Source organism: Bradyrhizobium sp. 195, assembly GCF_023101665.1.
Classification (GTDB): domain Bacteria; phylum Pseudomonadota; class Alphaproteobacteria; order Rhizobiales; family Xanthobacteraceae; genus Bradyrhizobium.
Genome location: NZ_CP082161.1, coordinates 375,053 through 397,390, shown reverse-complemented (window position 1 = coordinate 397,390; position 22,338 = coordinate 375,053). Strand labels below are relative to the sequence as shown.

The window sequence follows — 22,338 nt, the reverse complement described above, 5'->3', positions numbered from 1 at the left end:
CCCTTGTGGCTATGGGTCCCGGATCGGCGCTCCGCTTCGCTGCGCTTGTCCGGGACGACAATTATGAGTGGAGTGGCCGACAGCCCCCCTCACGTCGGCGACACCGCGCCCTTCAGCGCAGCCGCCTGCGCGGCGGCACCGCGCGTCAGCCTGGCCTTTTCCGTGTTGGGCCAAAGCAAGAGCAGGCCGAGCAGTCCGGAGCCGACCATGATCGCGGCATTGATGGTGAAGCCAGTCATGTAGCCGTCGACCGTGCTGCCGGCGCGCTGGATCATCGCCCCCATCACAGCCGGCGCGATGATGCCGGCGAGCGTGTAGAGCGCACCGTAGATCGCGAGGATGGCGCCGCGTTGCGAGGTCGGCGTGAACTCGCCGAGCATGGGCGGGCAGACGACGTAGATCGCCCCGCACAGGCCCGATCCGACCACGAGCAGCGCGATCTGCAGGCCGGCGCCCTGCGCGTGCGGCATCGTTGCCAGGATCAGCCCGCCGATCACCAGCGGCACCGAGCCGAGAACGCCGCGAGCCGCGCGGGTGTTGTAGCCGCGCGCCATCATCACCTGCGAGATCCACCCCGTGAGAATGACGATAGTAGCGCCGAACACCCAGGGCAGGATGGAGATGAAGCCGGCCTGGCTCTGCGAGAATCCGAGCCCCTTGACGATGAAGGGCGTGAACCAGGTCAGGCCGAGTGACAGCGCCCAATAGGCGCCGAAGGTCGCCGCGACGCAGCCGATGAAGGTGCGCGAGGTGAGCAGCTGCAAGTAAGGGATCTTCTGCTCGGTCGCGGCGAGGACCTGCGTGTCCTCCAGCGGCCCTTCCTTGCCGAGCGCGAGCCAGGCACAAACCCAGATTAGGCCGACGACGCCGAGCGCGCCGAAGGCATAGTGCCAGGAATGATTGACGATGATCCAGTTCAGCGCAGGCACGGCGAGGATCACGCCGAAGGCCGAGCCCTGCGAGAGGATCGCGGTCGGCAGCGTGCGCTTCTCGTCGGGGAACCATTTGTAGATGGCGTGCGCGGCGACCGAGAAAGCCGGACCTTCGCCGGCACCAAGCACGATGCGGCAGATCAGGAGCGTGGTGAAGGACACGGTGCCGACCATCGGAAACTGCGCCAGCGCCCAGATCACCGCGAGCACCAGCAGCACCCAGCGCGTCGGCACCTTATTGACGATGAAGCCGACCACGATGGCGGCGATCGAGAACAGGAAGAAGAACGAGGAACCGAGCAGGCCGAACTGCTCCGGGGTGAGCTGCAGATCGGTCATGATCGGCACGCCGGCGAGACCCACGACGATCTTGTCGGCGAAGTTCACAAGCATGAAGAGGAAGAGGAGAAAGGTGATGGTCCAGGCGCCCTTTGGCGTCGCGCTTGACACCCTCGCCGACTCGGCCGCCGCCTCTGGCGTTCCCTGAGCGCTCATGAATCTCCCCGTCCTTGTCTTTCGGTCTTTTGGCACTTTTCTGATTTGGCCGTCTTGGAAGCTAACAACGGCTTCAAGACCAACGCAACCAGCATTTCCCCGGCAGGTGTGCTACGCAGCAATTCCGCTAATTCCGTCCGGCGTCGTTCATCGTGCTGAGCATCCGAAACCTTTCCAAGACCTTCTCCTCGGCCGGCGAACCGGTCCATGTGCTGCGCGGCGTCGATCTCGACCTCAGGGACGGCGAACGCATCGCGCTGACCGGCGAATCCGGCAGCGGCAAGAGCACGCTGCTGCATCTGATCGCGGGGCTGGATGCCGCCGATAGCGGCACGATTCGGCTGGCGGATATCGAGATCACCAAACTGTCCGATGCGGGGCGCGCCAGCCTGCGGCGCGACCGGATCGGCCTGGTTTTTCAGCAATTCAACCTGATCCCGAGCCTGTCGGTCGCGGACAATCTGGCCTTTCAGGCGCGGATCGCAGACCGTCATGATGTGGCCTGGACGAAAGAGCTGGTCGAACGGCTCGGGCTCGGGGCTCTTCTGAAGCGCTATCCCGAGCAATTATCGGGCGGGCAGCAGCAACGCGTCGCGATCGGCCGTGCCCTGGCGACGAAGCCGTCGCTGCTGCTGGCCGACGAGCCGACCGGCAATCTGGACGAAGCCACCGCCGAGAACGTGCTGGCGCTGACGCGCGATCTCGTCGCGCGCACCGGCTGCGGTTTCCTGATGGTGACGCACAGCCTGCATCTGGCCGCGACGCTCGACCGCCATCTGACCCTGCATGCGGGACGGATCGCATGAGGCGCGCGCTGTGGATCCTCGCCGTGCTGCTCAGCCATTGGCGGCGTCACAAGATGCAGTTCGCGACGCTTCTGGTCGGGCTGATCGCGGCGACCGCGCTGTGGAGCGGCGTGCAGGCCATCAACCAGCAGGCCCGCAACGCCTATGACCGCGCCGCGGCGACATTCGGCGGCGCCCGCACGGCGATGCTGGTTGCGCCTGCCAGTGCGACCTTTCCCCAGGAGTTGTTCGTAAAACTCCGCCGCGCGGGCTGGCCGGTGTCGCCGGCGCTGGAGGGCCGGGTCCAGATCAACGGACGTTCGGTGCGCCTGCTCGGGATCGAGCCGGTGACGCTGCCGATCGACGTCGGCAACGCACCGCGCCTTGGTGCTGCAGATTTGAGCAGTTTTGTTGCTCCGCCGGGCCGGACATTGGTGGCGCGGGACACGCTGAGCGATCTGCAGGAGCAGGAGGGCGCAGCGCCTCCGACCAGCGACGGCGCAACATTGCCGCCCCTGCGCGTACTGCCGCAGCTCGTGCCCGACGTGCTCGTGGTCGATATCGGCGTGGCACAGCGTCTGCTGAACAAGCCGGACCAGGTGTCGCGGCTTCTGCTCGGCAAGCCGAAGAGCAAGCCCGCGCCGCTGGCAAGCGTCGTCGGCGACCAGCTGCAGCTGATCGAACCGACCGCGGAGACCGAGCTGGAGCGCCTCACCGACAGCTTCCATCTCAACCTCACGGCGTTCGGCCTGTTGTCGTTCTTCGTCGGCCTGTTCATCGTCAACTCGGCCGTCGGACTCGCCTTCGAGCAGCGGCTGCCGATGCTGCGAACCTTGCGCGCCTGCGGGGCCTCGGCGCGGCTGGTCAACACAGTCTTGGTAATCGAGCTCGTGGCGCTGGCCCTCGTCGCCGGGCTGATCGGGCTCGTCTGCGGCTATTTCATCGCCGCCGCGCTGCTGCCCGACGTCGCGGCGTCGCTGCGCGGGCTCTATGGCGCGCAGATTCCGGGGCAGCTCAGCTTGCGGCCCGAATGGTGGCTCGCCGGCATCGGCATCAGCATTGCGGGCGCGCTTGTTGCGGCGGCAACGAGCTTGGTCAAGGCAATCAGGATTCCGGTGCTGGCGACGGCGCAGCCGCGCGCCTGGCAGCAGCGGCAGCGCCGCTGGCTGATCCTGCAGAGCCTGGCCGCCTGCGCCGTGTTCGCGGTCGCACTGCTGTTGCTTCGTTATGGCGAATCGCTGATCGCGGGCTTTGGCCTGCTGGCGGCGCTGATGCTCGGTGCGGCCCTGATCCTGCCGGCATTGCTCGAACTGCTCCTGCTCGCAGGTCAGCGCGCCGCGCGCAAGCCGCTCGCGCTGTGGTTCTGGGCGGACAGCCGACAGCAGCTCTCCGGGCTGTCACTCGCGCTGATGGCGCTGCTGCTCGCCCTCGCCGTCAATGTCGGCGTGTCAACCATGGTCGAGACCTTCAGCCGCACCTTCATCGGCTGGCTGAACGGACGGCTCGCAGCCGACGTCTACATCAGCGCTTCCGACAATGCGCAGGCCCTCGCCATTCGAAACTGGCTGCGCGAACGCAGCGACGTGCAGGCGATCCTGTCGGGTGGCCGCGCCGAGGCGCTGGTTCAAGGGCAGCCGGTGGAACTGCTCGGCCTGCCCGACCACACGCTCTATCGCGAGCGCTGGCCGCTGCTGGACGCCGCGCCGCGTGCCTGGACCCGGCTCATGCCGGGCAATGCCGCCTTCATCAGCGAGCAATTGAGCCGCCGCCTCAACGTCGGGATCGGCGACGTCGTCGAGGTGCCGGCGCCGGGCGGGACGTGGGAGCTCGATATCGTCGGCGTCTATGCCGATTACGGCAATCCCAAGGGGCAACTCGCCGTCAACGTCGCGGCGCTGATGCGGCAGTTTCCGCAGACGCCGCAGACGCGGATCGGCCTGATCGTCGCCAGGGAAAATATCCCCGGCCTGATCGCGGCCCTGCAAAAACAGTTTGCACTCGGCGATCGCAGTGTCGCGGATCAGGCGACGGTGAAGGCGGAATCGATCCGCATCTTCAACCGCACCTTTGCGGTGACATCCGCGCTGAACGCGTTCACCCTCGGCGTCGCCGGGATCGCGCTGTTCACCAGCCTGTTGACGCTGGCGAATTCCCGCCTGCCGCAACTTGCACCGCTGTGGGCGATCGGCATCACCCGGCCGCGCCTGGCCGCGATCGAATTGACCAAGACGCTGTCGGTGGCGCTGTTCACCGCGCTGCTCGCCGTGCCGCTTGGGCTGCTGGTGGCGTGGTGCCTGATCGCGATCGTCAACGTGAAGGCGTTCGGCTGGCGGCTGCCGTTCCACGTGTTCCCGCTGCAACTGGTCGAGTTGGTCGCGGTGGCGCTGTTTGCGTCGCTGCTTGCGGCTCTGTTGCCGGTGGCACGGCTGGCGCGGATGCAACCGACAAATCTCGTCAAGGTGTTCGCCAATGAGCGCTGACCTGATCTCGCGCCGCGCCTTCACCGGCGGCATCGCCGCGCTGGCGCTCGCCCGCCGCGCCGGTGCGCAGGGCTATGCCGGGCTCGGTGAGACAGCGGATGGCTTTGCCAAGGTCACGCCGGGAAAGCTGTTCGCCTTTCCGGCCGATCACGGGCCGCATCCGGAGTTTCGAATCGAGTGGTGGTATCTCACGGCAAATCTCGTCGACGGCAGCGACGCGGTTTGCGGCCTGCAATGGACGCTGTTCCGACAGGCGGCGCAGCCGGGCCCGCAGGGCGAAGGCTGGGCCAATCAGCAGGTGTGGATGGCCCACGCCGCGGTGACGCGCGCCGATACCCACCGCTTCAACGAAGTCTTTTCACGCGGTGGCATCGGGCAGGCCGGCGTCTCCGCAACACCGTTTGCGGCCTGGATCGACGACTGGGAGATGAAGGGTCTCGATCGCGCCGACGATCGCACTTTGGCGCCTCTCACGCTGAAGGCAGCCAGCACCGATTTCAGCTACGCTCTGACGCTAGAGGCCGATCGCGCCGTGGTGCTGCAAGGCGATGGCGGCTATAGCCGCAAGTCGGAGCGCGGCCAGGCGTCCTACTATTACAGTCAGCCGTTCTACCGCGCCCGCGGCACGCTCACCATCGACGACAAGCCGGTCGACGTCTCGGGCCAGGCCTGGATGGACCGCGAATGGAGCAGCCAGCCGCTCGATGCCGACCAGACCGGCTGGGACTGGCTGTCGCTGCATCTGTCATCCGGCGACAAGCTGATGCTGTACCGGCTACGGCAGAAGGACGGCAGGGATTATCCGTTCGGCAACTGGATCACCGCGGCCGGCGAGACGCAGATGATTGCGGGTGGCGACATCCAGATGAGTCCGAAAGCGACCGCGGACGTCGCGGGACGCAAGCTGCCGGTGGAATGGCAGATCGCGATTCCCTCGCGATCGTTCTCGATTGCTTGCAAGCCGCTCAATCCCAGGGCCTGGATGGGGACCGGCTTCTCCTACTGGGAAGGACCGATCAGCTTTGCCGGCACGCATGACGGCGTTGGCTATCTCGAGCTGACCGGGTATTGAAGCGACCTGCTTAGATTCTCGTTTTGACGCGTTTTCTTGACGCGAACCGGGATCCACTTCGCTCGAAAACGCCTTGGGGAAACTGCCATGTATCACCTCACCGCCCTCGTCACGCTGCTGGCGATCGCATTTTATTTCTTCACCAGCATCAACGTCTCGCGGTCGCGCAGCAAGACCGGCGTCAAAGTGCCCGCGATGTCGGGCCATCCGGATTTCGAACGCGCCTTCCGCATCCAGATGAACACGCTGGAATGGATGCCGATCTTTCTGCCGGCGCTCTGGCTGTTCGCGGTCTATATCAGCGATAGCATCGCGGCAGGAATCGGCGCGATCTGGATCATCGGCCGCATTGTCTACTTCATCGGCTATTCGAAGGCGGCCGCAAAGCGTGGCCCGGGCTTCATGATCCAGGGCATCGCCGCGATTGCTCTGTGGACGGGAGCGTTAGGCGCGGTGGTGCTGCGGCTGGTGTAAGAGAAGGTCGCGCTCCAAACTCAGCCGTCGTCCCGGACAAGCGCAGCGAAGCGGAGCGCTGATCCGGGACCCATAACCACAGGAAGAGGTTGTAGCGCGAGCAGGCAACTCCGAGTCCCCATAACCATATCTGCCTGTGGTTATGGGTCCCGGATCGGCGCGCGCTTGAGGCGCGCTTGTCCGGGACGACAGCGAGTGTGTGGGGCCGAGCTTCCTCTTCCCGCTACTTCGTCAGCGGGCAGCCACTTTCCTTTGCGGCGAAGAAGGCCTTGTCGCCGGGGACGGTGGCGAGCAGCTTGTAATAGTCCCAGGGCTTCTTCGATTCCGACGGCTTCTTGACCTCGAACAGATACATGTCGTGGACCATGCGGCCGTTCTCGAGCACCTTGCCGCCTTGGGCGAAATCGTCGTCGACCGGCAGCTCCTTCAGCTTCTTGGCGACCGCATCCGGATCCTTGGTGCCGGCAGCCTTGACTGCCTTGAGATAGCTCAGCGTCGCCGAATAGGTGCCGGCATGGATCATGTTCGGCATCCGGCCGGTCCGCTTGAGGAAGCGTTCGCCGAGATTGCGCGACTTGTCGTTGACGTCCCAGTAGTAGCCCTCGGTCAGCACCAGGCCTTGCGCGGCCTGGAGGCCGAGGCCGTTCACTTCCGCAAGCGTCATCAGGAGGCCGGCGAGCTTCTGGCCACTGGCGACGATGCCGAACTCGGAGGCCTGCTTGATCGAGTTGGTGGTGTCGAGGCCGGCATTGGCGAGCCCGACGATCTTGGCCTTGGAGCTCTGCGCCTGCAGCAGGAAGGACGAGAAGTCCGAGGAGTTGAGCGGCACGCGCACCGAGCCGACCACCTTGCCGCCATTGGCGGTGACGATCTCGCTGGTGTCCTTCTCCAGCGCGTAGCCGAAGGCGTAGTCCGCAGTGAGGAAGAACCAGGTGTCGCCGCCGGCCTTGGTCAGCGCGCCGCCGGTGCCGACGCCGAGCGCGCGGGTGTCGTAGGCCCAGTGGAAGCCGTAGGGCTGGCAGGCATCGCCAGTGAGACGCGAGGTCGCGGCGCCGACGACGATGTCGATCTTCTTCTTTTCCTTGGAGAGCTCGTGGATCGCGAGCGCGACCGAGGAGGTCGTCAGCTCCGTGATCATGTCGACGTTCTCGACGTCGTACCAGCGCCGCGCGATCGAGGTCGCGAGGTCGGGCTTGTTCTGGTGATCGGCGGTGACGAGTTCGACCTTCTGGCCCAGCACCTCGCCGCCAAAGTCCTCGATCGCCATCTTGGCCGCCTCGACCGACCATTTGCCGCCGTAATCGGCATAGACGCCGGACTGGTCGTTGAGGATGCCGATCTTGACGCCTTGCGCGGACGCCGGCGCCGCCAGCACCAAAGCAGAGGTTGCGACGGCGGCCAAAAGTGCTGATTTCATACGTTATCTCCCAGCAGTTTTCTGTTTTGAAATCGCGCGGATAGTAGTGAAGAACCCCGCCCCTGCCCATCCATTTCACGTTGGTCGTTAGTATGGGATTTTGCGCGCCAAATAGCCGCTGTCGTCCCGGACGAGCGAAGCGAAGATCCGGGACCCATAACCACAGGGAGACGTTTGGCGAAGACGCGGGGTTACCGGTGTCGCGCCAAACTACTCCCTGTGGTTATGGATCCCCGCCTTCGCGGGGATGACAGCGGAGGGTATGGAGGAGCATGGCTGTAGAGGCAGCGTCAGGCAGCCACCTCCGGCTTCTTCCCCTCGTTCCGTCCCTCCGCCAGGTTCCGCACCACCACGTAGAAGATCGGCGTGAACAACAGGCCGAACAGGGTGACGCCGATCATGCCGAAGAAGACGGCGACGCCGACCGCCTGCCGCATCTCCGAGCCGGAGCCGGTCGAGATCACCAGCGGCAGCACGCCGAGGATGAAGGCGAAGGAGGTCATCAGGATCGGCCGCAGCCGCAGGCGGCAGGCCTCGATCACAGCCTCCAGTCGCGGTCTGCCTTCGTTCTCGATGTCGCGCGCGAACTCGACGATCAAAATCGCGTTCTTGGCCGCCAGCCCCACCAGCACGACGAAACCGATTTGCGTGAGGATGTTGACGTCCTGACCCATGATGCGCACGCCGATGGTGGCGGCAAGCAGGCACATCGGCACGATCAGGATCACCGCGAACGGCAGGGTCCAGCTGCCATATTGCGCGGCCAGCACGAGGTAGACGAACAGCACGCAAATCGGGAACACGTAGAGGCCGGCATTGCCGCCGGTGACCTGCTGATAGGACAGATCCGTCCATTCAAAGGTGAAGCCGCTCGGCAAGGTATCATCCGCCAGCTTCTTGATGGTGTCGAGCGCTGTGGTCGAGCTGGTGCCCGGCGACGGCTCACCCTGAAGCTCGGACGCGGCATAGAGATTGTAGCGCGCGACGCGATCGGGACCGGAAACATCCTTGAACTCGACCACGCTGCCGAGCATCACCATGTCGCCGGAGGCGTTGCGCGTGCGTAGGCGCGCGAGATCGCTGGGCTCTTTCCGGAACGGGAAGTCAGCCTGCGCGGTGACGTGATAGGTGCGGCCGAACAGGTTGAAGTCGTTGACATAGGTCGATCCGAAATAGCTCTGGATCGTATCGTTGATGTTCGAGATGGGCACGCCGAGCTTCTGCGCCTTGGTGCGGTCGATGTCGACGAAGAGCTGCGGCGTGTTGGCGGTGAACGGCGAGAACACCGAGGGGCCGAGCAGCAAGGGCGATTTGCGTGCCGCGGCGACAAGCTCGTCGGTGGCCGCAGCGAGCAGCTCAGCCCCGCGGCCCTGGCGGTCCTGGATGCGGATCGCGAAGCCGCCGCCTGTGCCGATGCCGGGCACGGCGGGCGGCGGAATTACGATGATGAAGGCGCCCTGGATAGCGGACAGGCGCTTGCGCAGCTCGCCCGTGATGGCGTTGGCCGTGAGTCCTTTCTTGATCCGCGCCTCCGGTTCGTCGAACACCGGGAATAGCGCTGCCGCGTTGCCCGCCTGCGTGCGCGTCGCGCCGGAAAAGCCGGCAAAGGCGGCGACGCGGATAATACCTGGCGTATCCAGCGCGATCCGCTCGATCTCGCGCACGACCTCGGTGGTGCGCGCCAGCGAGGCGGCACCGGGCAATTGCACGGAAACGATGACGTAGCCACGGTCCTGCGCCGGGATGAAGCCCTGCGGCGTCGTCACGATCAGCCAGCCGGCGCTGCCGATCAGCACGACGTAGATCAGGAGCATCATTACCGAGTGCCGGATCACGAAATCGGCGAGGCCGGCATAGCCATGCGCCAGCCGGTCGAACACGCGGTTGAAGATCCCGGTGAAGGCACCCCACGCCCGCGCGATGACATTCCATGCGGCCGGCGGACGTTTCTCCTCGTGCGGCGTGAGAATCTGCGAGGCCAGCGCCGGCGACAGCGTCAGCGAGCAGAAGCACGAGATCGCGGTCGCGACCGCAATGGTCACGGCAAACTGCTGGAAGAACTGCCCGGAAATGCCGCCGATGAACGCCGTCGGGACGAACACCGCGCATAGCACCAGCGCGATCGAGACCAGCGCGCCGCCGACCTCCTCCATGGTCTTGAGCGCGGCGTCGCGCCGGCTCATCCCGTGCTCGAGATGCCGCTCGACATTCTCGACCACCACGATCGCGTCGTCCACCACGATGCCGACGGCGAGCACCAGGCCGAACAAAGTGAGATTGTTGATCGAGAAGCCCAGCGCCGCCATCACCGCGAAGGTGCCGACCAGCGACACCGGAATCGCGATGATCGGGATGATCGCAGGCCGCCATCCCTGCAGGAACACCAGCACCACGACGACCACGAGCAGCATGGCCTCGTAGATGGTCTTGATCAGCTCGTGGACGGACTGCGCGATGAACTCGGTCGGGTTGTAGCCGATATTGTAGTCGAGACCTTTCGGGAAGCTCTCCTTGAGCTTCGTCATGGTGTCGGTAATGTTCTTTGCCGTGGCGAGGGCGTTCGATCCCGGCCGCTGCGTCACCAGCATGGCGACCGCCGATTTGCGCAGCAGGAAGCTGTTGGTGGAGTACGCCAGCGCCCCGAGCTCGATACGGGCAACGTCGCGTAACCGCACCACGCGGCCGTCGGAGCCGGCCTTGATCAGGATGTCCTCGAACTGCTTCTGGTCCTTCAGGCGGCCCGTGAAGGTGAGGTTCGGCTGGAAGGCGCGGTCGGCGATCGGCGGCTCGGCAATCTGGCCGCCGGCGATCTGCACGTTCTGGGCGCGGATCGCCGCCAGCACCTCGGCCGAGGTCAGGCCGAGATTGGCGATGCGGTCAGGATCGAGCCACAACCTCATTGAGTAATCGCGCGCGCCAAAGATCTGGATGTCGCCGACGCCGTCGAGGCGCAGCAATTGGTCGCGGACCTGGAGCAGTGCGTAATTGGAGATGTAGAGCTGGTCGAACGTGTCGTCGGGCGACAGCATGAACACGACCATCAGGATGTCGGGCGAGTTCTTGCGCGTGGTGACGCCGTTGCGCTGGACTTCCTCCGGCAGGCGCGGCTGCGCGATCGCGACGCGGTTCTGCACCAGCACCTGGGCCTTGTCGAGATCGGTGCCGAGCTTGAAGGTGACGGTGATGGTGAGCTGGCCGTTCGAGGTCGCCTGGCTGTAGAGATACAGCATGTCCTCGACGCCGTTGATCTCCTGCTCGATGGGAGCTGCCACCGTGTCGGACACGGTCTGCGCGGAGGCGCCTGGATATTGCGTGGTGACGACCACGGTCGGCGGCACCACTTGCGGATATTCGGACACCGGCAGCGTGGTGTAGGCGAGCGCGCCGACGATCAGGAGCACGATCGACAGCACCATCGCCAGGATGGGCTGGTTGATGGAGAGACGGCCGAGATTCATGACTTGCCACCGGCTGGGGCTTGCGCGGTCTGCGGGGCGACCTTGGCACCGACACGGGCACGCTGGATGCCGTTGACGATGACGCGGTCCTCCGCCTTCAACCCTTCGCGGATCACGCGTAGGCCGTCATCCAGCGGCCCGAGCACGACGGGACGCGCCTCAACCGTATCGTCGGGTTTGACCACGAACACGATCTTGCGGGACTGGTCGGTCGCGACAGCCGCATCCGGAATCAGCAGAGCTTCGTAGGGCGCACTGCCGATCAGACGCACGCGGCCGAACTGGCCGGGCAGGATCGACAGATCGGTGTTCTTGACGACGGCGCGGCTGCGCAGCGTGCCGGTGGAGACGTCGAGACGGTTGTCGAGAAAGTTGATGGTGCCTTCATGCGACGGCTTGGTCTCGCCGGCGAGCGTCACCTGCACCGGGTTCGCCGTATCGCGCGAGCTCGGGCGCCGGCCTTCGAACCAGAGCTTGCTGTATTTGATGAAGGTCGCCTCATCCATGTCGAAATAGACGTAGATCGGGTCGAGCGTGACGATCGAGGTCAGCAGGGTCGAAGAGCCGTTGTCGCTGCCCTGCACGAGATTGCCGGGGCTGACGAGATGGCGGCTGACGCGGCCCGTCAACGGCGCCGTTACATGCGTGAATTCAATGTTGAGCTTGGCGGCCTTGAGCGCGCCTTCGGCCTGCACCTCGGCGGCGTGCGCGGCCTGCAAGGCCTGACGACGCTGATCGACGACCTGCTCGGAGACTGCGCTGGTCTGCACCAGGCTGAGACCGCGATCGAGCTCGCGCTTGGCGAGCTCCACCTTGGCGCGGGCATCCGACAGCTGTCCCTCCGCCTGCGTGGCCACCGCTTCGAACGGACGCGGGTCGATCACGTAAAGCAGATCGCCCTGACGCACGATGGCGCCGTCCTGGAATTCGACGGAGTTGACGAAGCCGCCGACGCGCGGGCGGACCTGCACCTCCTCCACCGCTTCGAAGCGGCCGGTGAACTCGTCCCAATCGGTGACGGTGCGCTTGGCCGGCTGGGCGACCGTCACGGGCGCCGGCGGCGGGGCGGCTGCCTGCGAGGCTGGCTGTCCGCAACCGGTGAGCGCGAATGCAGCAGTGAGAAGCCCGGCGATGGCGCCGTGCCGCAACTGAACGAAATCGTGCTTTTTGACAAGTCGCTCGCTTCCGTCCGGTCCACTCATCCCAGGTCCTCGCATAAAAACCGCGGAAAATTCAGCCCAAGTACCCACACGCGGGGTTAGCAGCATGGGTGGCAATGATGAATTCTTCAAGACCTATGCACGCGTAGTGCTCGGACAGATGCCCTGACCGGATGGCGGGTTGACAGGCGCACGCGAGCGGTCGTGAAGGCGCGGCGCACTCCACCCTCCCCTGGAGGGGGAGGGTCGGCTCACATGGAGCGCAAGCGGAATGTGAGATGGGGTGGGGTGACGGTCTCTCCACGTTGGGGCAGTGCCCGTGAGGAGAGATCACCCCACCCCGCTCGCGCTTCGCGCGATCGACCTCCCCTCCAGGGGAGGGTAAGAACGGCCAGCGTCTTCGCGCATGACGGGCGCGGCGGCCTCGGCTAGACTTCTCCTTACAAAACAAGACGAATTGTCCGGGGAGGGCAGGCGTGCACCAGGGACGTGTCGTTTTCGGCGCGATCGAGGAGGTCGTGTTCGGTCATCCGGCCGCCGGCGCCATCGTCGCGCAGATGGACCGGCTGGGAGCAAATCGTGCCTTCCTGATGGTTTCGGGCACGCTCAGCCGGCAGACCGACGAAATCGAGAAGATCAAGCAGGCTTTGGGCTCCCGCTGCGCCGGCTTGTTCGACGCCATGCCCGCGCATACGCCGCGCGAGGCGGTGATCGCCGCCACCCGTGCGGCACGCGAAGCCAGTGCCGACCTGATCGTCACCGTGGGCGGCGGCTCGATCACCGACGGCGCCAAGGCGGTGCAGCTTTGCCTCGCCAACGGCATCACCGATATCGACGGCATCGATCGCATCCGCGTCCACAAGGGCGTCGCGCCCGAGATGACCGCGCCGACGGTGCGGCAGATCAGCGTTCCGACCACGATCGCCGGCGGCGATTTCAGCGCGATCGCCGGCGTCACCGACCGAGCCACGCATGTGAAGCAGATGCTGCGGCATCCGCTCGCGGTGCCGCGCGCGACCATCCTCGATCCTGCCATCACTGTACACACGCCGGAATGGCTGTTCCTGTCGACCGGCATCCGCGCCGTCGATCATTGCGTCGAAGCGATCTGCTCGCGCGAGACGCATCCTTATGCCGATGCGCAAGCGGTGAAGGGCCTCGCCATGCTCGCCGACGCGCTGCCGCGGGTGAAAGCCGATCCGTCCGATCTCGACGCGCGGATGGACGCGCAGATCGGCACCTGGCTGTCGATGGGCGCGCTCGCCGCCGGCGTGCCGATGGGCGCGAGCCACGGCATTGGCTACGTGCTGGGCGCGGCCTTTGACGTGCCGCACGGCTACACCTCCTGCATCATGCTGCCGGCGGTAATGCGCTGGAATGCGCGCGACAATGCCGAGCGCCAGATGATCGTCGCGGCCGCGATGGGTTTCCCCGGCCACAACGCCGCCGACGTGCTCGATGCCTTCATCCGCTCGCTCGGCATGCCACGCAGCCTCGCGGATGTGCGTGTGGCGCCCGCGCATTTCGACGCCATCGCCGAACAGGCGATGCGCACGAACTGGATTCCGCGCAACCCGCGCAAGATCGAGAGTCCTGCCGACGTTCGCGAAATCCTGCTTCTAGCCGCATGATCCAAAGCCGGAGGATAGATGTACCCAGGTCAGCACGCCCGCCTACGCCCGCTGCAGCCCGCCTTCATCATGGCGGCCACGGGCGAGGCCGTCACCTATCGCGAGCTCGATGCGCGCAGCAACCGGCTGGCCCATCTGTTCCGCAAGCACGGCTTGAGACGGCTCGACCACTATTCGATCTTCATGGAGAACAATTCGCGCTATCTTGAGGCCTGCGGCGCCGGCGAACGCTCCGGTCTCTACTACACCTGCATCAACTCCTTCCTGACACCGGGCGAGCTGGCCTATCTGCTCGTCAACAGCCAGTCCCAGATTCTGGTCACGTCGGTGGCGAAACTCGACATCGCGCGCGAGGCGATCCAGGCCTGCCCCGATATCAAGCTCTGCATCGTCGCCGACGGCCCGGGCGAGAGCGATCGCATCGTCGGTCTTGCGGACGTGACCGCGGATATGCCGACGACACCGATCGCGGATGAATGCCTCGGCACGGCCATGCTCTATTCATCGGGCACCACCGGACGGCCGAAGGGCATCCTGCGGCCGCTGCCGGAGGAGCCGCCGAAGCACAATCTGCCGCTGTTCGATTTCCTGACCAAGCTCTGGCACTACCGTGAGGGTATGGTCTATCTCTCGCCGGCCCCGCTCTATCATTCCGCGCCGCAAGCTGCCGTGAACCTCACGATCCGCATGGGCGGCACCGTCATCATCATGGAGAGTTTTGATCCCGAGCGTTACCTCGAGCTGGTCCAGCACTGGGGCATCACCCACACCCAGCTGGTGCCGACGATGTTCTCGCGCATGCTGAAGCTGCCGGCGGAGGTCCGAAAGCGCTACGACCTGTCCTCGCTGGAGATCGCGATCCACGCCGCCGCGCCCTGCCCGGCCCTGGTCAAGGACGACATGATCAAATGGTGGGGGCCGATCATCCACGAATATTACGGCGCGACGGAGGGCCTAGGCTTCACCGCCTGCAACAGCGAGGAATGGCTCGCCCATCGCGGCACCGTCGGCAAAGTGCTGCTTGGCGACCTCCACATTCTCGACGAGAACATGCGGGCATGCCCGACCGGCACGCCGGGTCAGGTCTGGTTCAAGACGGGATCGCCGTTCGAATATTTCAACGACCTTGAGAAGACCAAGGAAGCGCGTTCGGCCGACGGCAGCATGAGCACGGTCGGCGATGTCGGCTATGTCGACGCCGACCGCTTCCTGTACCTGACCGACCGCGCGACCTTCATGATCATCTCCGGCGGGGTGAACATCTATCCGCAGGAATGCGAAAATCTCCTGATCACCCATCCGAAGGTCGCCGATGCCGCAGTGTTCGGCGTGCCCAATCCCGATCTCGGCGAAGAGGTGAAGGCGGTGGTGCAGCCGATGCCGGGTGTGGTGCCCGGCGAGGCGCTCGCCGAAGAGCTGATCGCGTTCTGCGCAAAATCGCTGTCGCGGCAGAAGGTGCCGCGCTCGGTCGATTTCGAGAAGGAATTGCCGCGGTTGCCGACCGGGAAGCTGTACAAGCGGCTGCTGCGGGATCGGTATTGGGGGAACAAAGCGTCACGGATCGTGTGAGGGGGCACTGAGCTTGAGCGTGAGATGCGCAAGACGTAACCAGATGAAAGGTGTCGTCCCCGGCGCGACGAAGTCGCGAACCCGGGATCCATAACCACGGGGAGTGGTTATGGAGCGAGCGCATAGCTCCGAGTCTTCGCCAACTTCTCCCTGTGGTTATGGATCCCGGAGCTGCGCTTCGCTTGTCCGGGACCACGGCCGAGTGCTGGAGAAGCAGCGTGACGCTTCAGTTCCGCATCTCTTCGCACCTGCACTCGCATATTGCGAGACCATGAAACCCTGCGGCCTTGGGTCATCCGAATTGTCGAGGCGGCATGCGGCCTTACGGGTTGCCTCCCTCAACTTGCGTGCTATCGTCTGACAAACAGGCCGCAAAGGCCGGTGTCCAGGGAGGATGAGCATGCGGAGCGTGTGGGCGCTCGCCGCGATGGCGACGCTATCTGTGCTGACGGCCTCAACCGCCACGCTCGCAGGCGAGCCCAAGCAGGGCGGGACCTTGCGGATGTATCACCGCGACAGTCCGGCCAACGCATCCATTCTCGAAGGCGCGACCTATTCGGTCAACGTGCCGTTCATGGGGGTTTTCAATAATCTCGTCATTTATGACCAGCATATCGCGCAGAACAGTCCCGATACGCTCCGGCCCGAGCTCGCCGAAAGCTGGTCCTGGAGCAGCGACAACAAGAAGCTGACGTTCAAGCTGCGCCAGGGCGTCAAATGGCACGACGGCAAGCCGTTCACATCGGCCGACGTCAAGTGCAGCTTCGATCTGCTGATGGGCAAATCGCAGCAGAAGCTGCGGCAGAATCCACGCAAGGCCTGGTACAGCGAAGTCAACGAGATCACGACGAACGGCGATTTCGAGGTCTCCTTCGACCTGAAACGGCCACAGCCCTCGCTGCTGGCGATGCTCGCGTCCGGCTATACGCCGGTCTATCCCTGCCACGTCTCGCCGGCGGACATGCGCACCCATCCGATCGGGACCGGACCGTTCAAGTTCGTCGAGTTCAAGGCCAATGAATCGATCAAGCTGACGCGAAATCCCGACTATTGGAAGAAGGGCCTGCCCCATCTCGACGGCATCGAGTACACGATCATCCCGAACCGCTCGACGGCGATTCTCGCTTTCGTCGCCGGCAAGTTCGACATGACCTTCCCAACGCACATCACGATCCCGCTCCTGAAGGACATCAAGTCGCAGGCGCCGAACGCGGTCTGCGCGGTCGAACCGACCAACGTTTCGACCAACATCATCGTCAATTCGACCTCCGCGCCGTTCGACAATGTCGATATTCGCCGGGCGGTGGCGCTTGCACTCGACCGCAAGGCCTTCGTCGACATCCTGTTCGAAGGTCAGGCCGACATCGGCGGCACCATGCTGCCGCCGCCTCAAGGCATCTGGGGCATGCCCAAGGACAAGCTGGAGACCATTCCGGGCTACGGCCGGAACGTGAATGCGAACCGGGAGGAAGCGAAGAAGCTGATGCAGAAGGCGGGCTACGGTCCCGACAAGCATCTCGCGGTGAAGGTCTCGACGCGCAATATCGCGGAATATCGCGATCCCGCCGTGATCCTGATCGACCAGCTCAAGAGCATCTATATCGACGGCGAGCTCGACGTCGTGGAAACCGCGAACTGGTTCCCGAAGGTCGCGCGCAAGGACTACATGCTCGGCCTCAATCTGACCGGCAATTCGGTCGACGATCCCGACCAGTCCTTCTACGAAAACTATTCTTGCGGCTCGGAACGGAATTACACCAATTACTGCAACAAGGAGATCGAGAAGCTGTTCGACGTACAGTCGCAGGAGACCGACGTCAGCAAGCGCAAGCCGCTGGTCTGGGATATCGACAAGAAGCTGCAGGAGGATGTCGCCCGTCCGATCATCTTTCACGCGCGGGCGGGCACGTGCTGGCAGCCCTACGTCAAGGGCATCACGATCATGTCGAACAGCTCCTATAACGGCTTTCGCTACGAGGATGTGTGGCTCGACAAGTAGCGCCTCAGGCTGAAGACTAGCGGCTCGCGGAGGGCGAAGGATGTTTGCCTATCTGGTGCGACGCCTGTTCCTGATGCTCGTGACCCTGTTCGGGATCTCGATCGTCATCTTCCTCCTGCTGCGTATCGTGCCCGGCAATATCGTCGACATCCTGTTCGCCGCCGCCGGCTATGTCGATCCCGCCGACAAGGCCAATCTGGAGAAGGAGCTCGGGATCGACCAGCCGCTGATCGTGCAATATTGGCACTGGATCAGCGGCTTCCTGCGCGGTGATTTCGGCTACTCCTACGTCTCCGAGAAGCCGGCGCTGCAGGAGATATTGCCGCGGATCCCGATCACGGCGCGGCTCGCCGGCCTGGCGCTGTTGTTCTCGGCCTCGATCGGCATTCCCCTCGGCGTCATCAGCGCCGTGAAGCAGGGCACACGGCTCGACTACGCGCTCCGCGTCGTCAGCCTCAGCGGCTTGTCGCTGCCTTCGTTCTGGCTGGGCCTTTTGATCCTCACCGCGTCGGTGGCGATGTTCGGCCAGATGCCGATCTTCAATCCCAATCCGCAGACCTGGCTCGAGGCGTTCGCAACCTACGCCGTGCCGGCGGCAGCGGTCGGCTTCCGCAGCGCGGCGCTGACCATGCGCATCACCCGCTCCTCGATGCTGGAAGTGCTGCGGCAGGACTACATCCGCACGGCGCGTGCCAAGGGTGCCTCCGACACCGCGGTGAACTATCACCACGCGCTGAAGAACGCGATCCTGCCCGTCATCACCGTGATCGGCATCGAGGCGGCGTTCCTGATCGGCGGCCTGATCGTCACCGAAACCGTGTTCAACATCCCCGGCGTCGCCCGCTTCCTGGTCGAGGCGATCCGCTGGCGCGACTATCCGATCGTGCAGAATCTCGTGATGCTGATCGCCGTCGTGGTGGTGAGCGCGAATTTCATCGTCGACATGCTGTACGCGGTGTTCGACCCGCGTATCAGGTACACGGACTAGGAGACCAGCTTGGCCGCGATCGACTACGATCTCGAACTACGGCGGGCCGGCGCGCATGCGACCGGCGGCTGGCGACGCGTGCTGTTTTTGGCGCAGCGGCACGTGCTCGGCGCGGCCGGGCTCGCCATCATGACTGTGTTCGTGCTCACCGCGATCTTTGCCGACTTCATCGCGCGCTATGATCCGCTGACGGTCGATTCCGCGCGCGCGCTGGCCCGGCCGAGCCTGGCGCACTGGATGGGAACCGACTCGTTCGGCCGCGACGTGTTCAGCCGCATCATCCACGGCGCGCGCATTTCGCTGGCCGTCGGCATCGGCTCGACCGCGCTCGGGGGCGCCATCGGCGTCATCGTCGGGCTGACATCAGGCTATCTGTCCGGCTGGGTCGACCTCATATTCCAGCGCGTTTCCGACGTTCTTCAGGCGCTGCCGCTGCTGGTCCTCGCCTTGATCATGACGGCAGCTCTCGGCCCGTCCCTGCCGAACGTCATCATCGCCATCGCCATTCCGTTGATCCCGACCGTGTCGCGCGTCACCCGTGCCAACACCCTGGCGCTGCGCGAGCAGCCCTTCGTTGAAGCCGCCAAGTCGATCGGCATGAGCGAGGTCCGCATTGCGCTCCGCCATGTGCTTCCGAACACGCTGGCGCCGCTGATCGTGCTCGCAACCGCCCAGCTCGGCTCGACCATCCTCACCGAAGCCTCGCTCTCCTTCCTCGGCCTCGGCATACCCGAGCCTTATCCGTCATGGGGCCGCATGCTCTCGGAGTCCGCCGCCGAATATGTGCGCACCGCGCCCTGGCTCGTGATCTTCCCGGGCATCGCCATCAGCCTCGCCGTGTTCGGCGCCAATCTGTTCGGTGACGCCCTGCGCGACATCCTGGACCCGAGGCAACGCGGATGATGGCGGACAAATCCGATCTCGTGCTCGAGGTGAAGAACCTGAAGACGGTGTTCTTCACCAATTCCGGCCTGTTCAAGGCGGTGGACGATCTCTCGTTCAGCGTGAAGCGCGGCGAGACGCTGGCGATTGTCGGCGAATCCGGCTGCGGCAAGAGCGTCACCGCGCTCTCGCTGATGCGGCTCGTGCCGGATCCGCCCGGCCGCATCGTCGGCGGCTCCGTCACGCTGGAAGGCACCGATCTGCTGGCGCTGGACGAAGCGGAGATGCGCGCTGTCAGGGGCAACCACATCTCCATGATCTTCCAGGAGCCGATGACATCGCTCAATCCGGTGATGCGGATCGGCGACCAGATCGTCGAGGCCGTGCGGTTGCACCGGAATATCTCGGCCAAAGAGGCCCGGAATATCGCCGTCGAGATGCTCCGCCTGGTGCGTATCCCGGAGCCGGCGCGGCGTGCGGGCGAGTATCCGCACCAGCTGTCCGGCGGCATGCGCCAGCGCGCGATGATCGCCATGGCGCTGGCCTGCCGGCCGGCGCTGCTGATTGCGGACGAGCCGACCACCGCACTCGACGTCACCATCCAGGCGCAGATCCTGGCGCTGATCCTCGACCTGCAGAAGGAGCTCGGCACCGGACTCGTGCTGATCACGCATGATCTCGGCGTCGTCGCGCAGACGGCGCAGCGCGTGATCGTGATGTATGCGGGGCGGAAGGTCGAGGAGGCCAGCGTCGAGGCGCTGTTCGCCTCGCCAAAGCATCCCTACACGCGGGGGCTGATGGCCTCGATCCCGGCCGTGCCCGCCTCCGGCGTTCCCGCGCAGGCGCGACTGAACGAAATTCCCGGCACCGTGCCGTCGCTGGTCCGGTTGCCGAAGGGGTGCGCCTTCGCGCCGCGCTGCAAGCTAGCGATCAAACGCTGCGAGGCCGAATACCCGCCGCTTGCGGATTGGGGCGGCGGCCATCTCGCCGCCTGCTGGCGCGCGGAAGAAGTTGCGGAGGTAGCATGACCAAGGCACTGCTCGAGGTCACCGATCTCAGGAAGCATTACCCGGTGCGCGCCGGCGTGCTGCGGCGACAGGTTGGCACCGTGCACTCGGTCGACGGCGTCTCGTTCTCCCTTGGTGCCGGCGAGACGCTTGGGCTCGTCGGCGAGTCCGGCTGCGGCAAGTCGACGGTGGCGCGCAGCGTGCTGAGGCTGGTGGAGCCGACCTCGGGCCAGATTCGCCTCGATGGTGAGGACATCACCCATTTGTCCAAGTCGGCACTGCGCCCTCACCGCCGCTCCATGCAGATCGTGTTTCAGGACCCGTTTGCCTCGCTCAATCCACGCATGACCGCGGGCGACATCGTCGGCGAGCCGCTCGCCGTGCACGGGCTCGCCACCGGCAAGGCGCTGGATGCTCGGGTCGCAAGGCTGTTCGAGCAGGTGGGCTTGCGGCCCGACCAGATGGGCAATTTCCCGCATCAATTCTCCGGCGGCCAGCGTCAACGTATCTGCATTGCGCGGGCGCTGGCGCTGGAGCCGCGCCTGATCATTTGCGACGAGCCGGTCTCCGCGCTCGACGTCTCGATCCAGGCGCAGGTGATCAATCTGTTGATCGACCTGCAACGGCAGCACGGCTTCTCCTACCTCTTCATCGCGCACGACCTCGCCGTGGTCGCCCATATCAGCCACCGCGTCGCCGTGATGTATCTCGGCCGCATCGTCGAGATCGCCGGCAAGGACGAGCTGTTCCGCAATCCGCGCCATCCGTACACACAGGCGCTGCTCGCCTCCGTCCCGGTCGCCAATCCGCTGGCGAAGAAGCTTGCGCCATTGGTTGACGGCGACGTGCCAAGCCCGGTCAATCCGCCCTCGGGCTGTGCATTTCACACCCGCTGCCGGTTTGCGATGGAGCGTTGCAAGACGGAGCGGCCGGCGCTGTTGGATGCGGGCGACGGGCATCAGGTGGCGTGCTTGCTCAACGAGGGCACGGGGCGGAATAACGCGATCGCGTAGGGTGGGTTAGCGAAGCGTAACCCACCACCGTCTGTAGCCGCGGAAACAGAAGTGGTGGATTACGCCAGCGGACCGCGCTTCGCGAGGTCGCTGGCTAATCCGCCCTACGATCACGGAGTGTGCTGATCACCGGCCAGGCCGCCAGCGCGGCGGCGAGATGCTTGAGCGTATGGCCCGAGACGATGTGGCCGGTCGCTTCGAAAATGACGGCGTCACCGAGTTCGAAAACCTTGGCCAGCGCATAGAAGAAGATCACGCCGCCGAGCGGCACGCCGAGCACGCCGGAGCGGGGCCGCGTCAACGCCAGGCTCACGGCCAGCGCCATGCCGCCATACTGCACGACCACCCACGGTGTGAGATTCTCGCGCGCCACCCAGGCAGCTAGCAGACCCGCGATCATCATCAGCACCAGCACGGCTTCACCGGCGCGCACGCTGACGCGCTCACTGGCTGCGATACCGAGAAAGCCCGCAAACGCAACCGCCATGCCGAGACGATCGGCGACCAGCCGCTGCGGCACGTCGGGGTCCAGATGATAGAAGCCCGAGCCCAGGCACGTGAGGATCAGCCCCACGAAGAGCCAGCTTGCACCGACGGGCGCATCATGCCGGGCGCGCAGCCGCTCCGAGCCCCAAACACCCATCGCGAGGAAGGCAAGATTGCTCAGCACGTCGCCGGCGTTCGGTATGCCGAGCCAGGCGCGGCCGTCGACGAAATGGGGAATGTGCCAGGCGGCAGCGGGTAGCGGGGGAGCGAAGAGCGCCGCCAGCGCCAGGGCGAGCAGCGCGGCGATCAGATATTTTTCGCGCGTCTGGAGGGGAGGGAACGACGGTCGCGGGGACTCTGAGGGGCGCGTGGCGTCTCGGGCGGAATGTGTTGCGTGCAACATGAAGGCCTCCAAGATGATTGAACTTTGTTCACAATTAGTAGCCGTAAATTGAACGATGTTCAAAGGAAGTTTGAGGCAGCTACGCCT

16 protein-coding genes are annotated in these 22,338 nt (G+C 65.0%); 11 read left to right on the top strand and 5 right to left on the bottom strand.

What is annotated here, in order from left to right; genetic code table 11:
• Nucleotides 1-89 precede the first annotated feature (89 nt).
• Nucleotides 90-1,427: an MFS transporter gene (locus tag IVB26_RS01760; protein WP_247970346.1), complete on the bottom strand. Its 1,338-nt coding sequence runs from the start codon at nucleotides 1,425-1,427 to the stop codon at nucleotides 90-92.
• A gap of 152 nt (nucleotides 1,428-1,579) precedes the next feature.
• On the opposite strand from IVB26_RS01760, the gene IVB26_RS01755 reads away from it, so the two are divergent.
• The 4 genes from IVB26_RS01755 (at nucleotide 1,580) to IVB26_RS01740 (ending at nucleotide 6,238) form a co-directional block, all read left to right on the top strand.
• A complete protein-coding gene (locus tag IVB26_RS01755) occupies nucleotides 1,580-2,233 on the top strand; it encodes an ABC transporter ATP-binding protein (RefSeq protein WP_247970345.1) in 654 nt (217 codons plus the stop codon).
• Nucleotides 2,230-4,692: an ABC transporter permease gene (locus IVB26_RS01750; RefSeq protein WP_247970344.1), complete on the top strand. Its 2,463-nt coding sequence runs from the start codon at nucleotides 2,230-2,232 to the stop codon at nucleotides 4,690-4,692. Before IVB26_RS01755 ends, IVB26_RS01750 begins: the two co-directional genes overlap by 4 nt.
• Nucleotides 4,682-5,764 carry a lipocalin-like domain-containing protein gene (locus tag IVB26_RS01745; RefSeq protein WP_247970343.1) on the top strand — a complete coding sequence of 361 codons (1,083 nt, stop codon included), beginning with the start codon at nucleotides 4,682-4,684 and terminating at the stop codon, nucleotides 5,762-5,764. Before IVB26_RS01750 ends, IVB26_RS01745 begins: the two co-directional genes overlap by 11 nt.
• 87 nt (nucleotides 5,765-5,851) lie before the next feature.
• A complete protein-coding gene (locus tag IVB26_RS01740; protein WP_247970342.1) occupies nucleotides 5,852-6,238 on the top strand; it encodes an MAPEG family protein in 387 nt (128 codons plus the stop codon).
• A gap of 223 nt (nucleotides 6,239-6,461) precedes the next feature.
• On the opposite strand, the gene IVB26_RS01735 is transcribed toward IVB26_RS01740, so the two are convergent.
• From IVB26_RS01735 to IVB26_RS01725, 3 genes are all read right to left on the bottom strand, one after another.
• On the bottom strand, nucleotides 6,462-7,655 hold the full coding sequence (locus tag IVB26_RS01735) for an ABC transporter substrate-binding protein (RefSeq protein ID WP_247970341.1): 1,194 nt from the start codon (nucleotides 7,653-7,655) through the stop codon (nucleotides 6,462-6,464).
• 290 nt (nucleotides 7,656-7,945) lie between these two features.
• Complete coding sequence (locus IVB26_RS01730; protein WP_247970340.1) at nucleotides 7,946-11,113, bottom strand: efflux RND transporter permease subunit; 3,168 nt, start codon at nucleotides 11,111-11,113, stop codon at nucleotides 7,946-7,948.
• Nucleotides 11,110-12,315 (bottom strand): efflux RND transporter periplasmic adaptor subunit, encoded by a 1,206-nt coding sequence (locus tag IVB26_RS01725; protein WP_247970339.1) that lies wholly within the window; start codon nucleotides 12,313-12,315, stop codon nucleotides 11,110-11,112. The genes IVB26_RS01730 and IVB26_RS01725 overlap by 4 nt, the downstream gene beginning before the upstream one ends.
• 434 nt (nucleotides 12,316-12,749) lie before the next feature.
• Between IVB26_RS01725 and IVB26_RS01720 the strand changes: the two genes are divergently transcribed.
• From IVB26_RS01720 to IVB26_RS01690, 7 genes are all read left to right on the top strand, one after another.
• On the top strand, nucleotides 12,750-13,904 hold the full coding sequence (locus tag IVB26_RS01720; RefSeq protein WP_247970338.1) for an iron-containing alcohol dehydrogenase: 1,155 nt from the start codon (nucleotides 12,750-12,752) through the stop codon (nucleotides 13,902-13,904).
• An 18-nt stretch (nucleotides 13,905-13,922) separates the two neighbouring features.
• Complete coding sequence (locus tag IVB26_RS01715; protein ID WP_247970337.1) at nucleotides 13,923-15,473, top strand: AMP-binding protein; 1,551 nt, start codon at nucleotides 13,923-13,925, stop codon at nucleotides 15,471-15,473.
• A 400-nt stretch (nucleotides 15,474-15,873) separates the two neighbouring features.
• Nucleotides 15,874-17,472, top strand: a complete 1,599-nt coding sequence (locus IVB26_RS01710) for an ABC transporter substrate-binding protein (RefSeq protein ID WP_247970336.1) — start codon at nucleotides 15,874-15,876, stop codon at nucleotides 17,470-17,472.
• 40 nt (nucleotides 17,473-17,512) lie between these two features.
• Nucleotides 17,513-18,460 (top strand): ABC transporter permease, encoded by a 948-nt coding sequence (locus IVB26_RS01705; protein WP_247324463.1) that lies wholly within the window; start codon nucleotides 17,513-17,515, stop codon nucleotides 18,458-18,460.
• 9 nt (nucleotides 18,461-18,469) lie between these two features.
• Complete coding sequence (locus tag IVB26_RS01700) at nucleotides 18,470-19,363, top strand: ABC transporter permease (protein WP_247970335.1); 894 nt, start codon at nucleotides 18,470-18,472, stop codon at nucleotides 19,361-19,363.
• Nucleotides 19,363-20,370, top strand: a complete 1,008-nt coding sequence (locus tag IVB26_RS01695; RefSeq protein WP_247973388.1) for an ABC transporter ATP-binding protein — start codon at nucleotides 19,363-19,365, stop codon at nucleotides 20,368-20,370. The genes IVB26_RS01700 and IVB26_RS01695 overlap by 1 nt, the downstream gene beginning before the upstream one ends.
• Nucleotides 20,367-21,362, top strand: coding sequence for an ABC transporter ATP-binding protein (locus tag IVB26_RS01690; protein WP_247970334.1), 996 nt, complete (start codon nucleotides 20,367-20,369; stop codon nucleotides 21,360-21,362). Before IVB26_RS01695 ends, IVB26_RS01690 begins: the two co-directional genes overlap by 4 nt.
• A 94-nt stretch (nucleotides 21,363-21,456) precedes the next feature.
• On the opposite strand, the gene IVB26_RS01685 is transcribed toward IVB26_RS01690, so the two are convergent.
• The gene (locus tag IVB26_RS01685) at nucleotides 21,457-22,251 is read right to left on the bottom strand and encodes a hypothetical protein (protein WP_247970333.1); all 795 of its coding nucleotides are present in this window, start codon (nucleotides 22,249-22,251) and stop codon (nucleotides 21,457-21,459) included.
• Nucleotides 22,252-22,338: the final 87 nt, after the last annotated feature.

Coding starts and splice junctions, on each gene's coding strand:
- IVB26_RS01695 (WP_247973388.1), top strand. CDS start 19,363: ATGGCGGACAAATCCGATCTCGTGCTCGAGGTGAAGAACCTGAAGACG.
- IVB26_RS01750 (WP_247970344.1), top strand. CDS start 2,230: ATGAGGCGCGCGCTGTGGATCCTCGCCGTGCTGCTCAGCCATTGGCGG.
- IVB26_RS01705 (WP_247324463.1), top strand. CDS start 17,513: ATGTTTGCCTATCTGGTGCGACGCCTGTTCCTGATGCTCGTGACCCTG.
- IVB26_RS01710 (WP_247970336.1), top strand. CDS start 15,874: ATGCGGAGCGTGTGGGCGCTCGCCGCGATGGCGACGCTATCTGTGCTG.
- IVB26_RS01730 (WP_247970340.1), bottom strand. CDS start 11,113: ATGAATCTCGGCCGTCTCTCCATCAACCAGCCCATCCTGGCGATGGTG.
- IVB26_RS01690 (WP_247970334.1), top strand. CDS start 20,367: ATGACCAAGGCACTGCTCGAGGTCACCGATCTCAGGAAGCATTACCCG.
- IVB26_RS01715 (WP_247970337.1), top strand. CDS start 13,923: ATGTACCCAGGTCAGCACGCCCGCCTACGCCCGCTGCAGCCCGCCTTC.
- IVB26_RS01725 (WP_247970339.1), bottom strand. CDS start 12,315: ATGAGTGGACCGGACGGAAGCGAGCGACTTGTCAAAAAGCACGATTTC.
- IVB26_RS01740 (WP_247970342.1), top strand. CDS start 5,852: ATGTATCACCTCACCGCCCTCGTCACGCTGCTGGCGATCGCATTTTAT.
- IVB26_RS01760 (WP_247970346.1), bottom strand. CDS start 1,427: ATGAGCGCTCAGGGAACGCCAGAGGCGGCGGCCGAGTCGGCGAGGGTG.
- IVB26_RS01735 (WP_247970341.1), bottom strand. CDS start 7,655: ATGAAATCAGCACTTTTGGCCGCCGTCGCAACCTCTGCTTTGGTGCTG.
- IVB26_RS01685 (WP_247970333.1), bottom strand. CDS start 22,251: ATGTTGCACGCAACACATTCCGCCCGAGACGCCACGCGCCCCTCAGAG.
- IVB26_RS01745 (WP_247970343.1), top strand. CDS start 4,682: ATGAGCGCTGACCTGATCTCGCGCCGCGCCTTCACCGGCGGCATCGCC.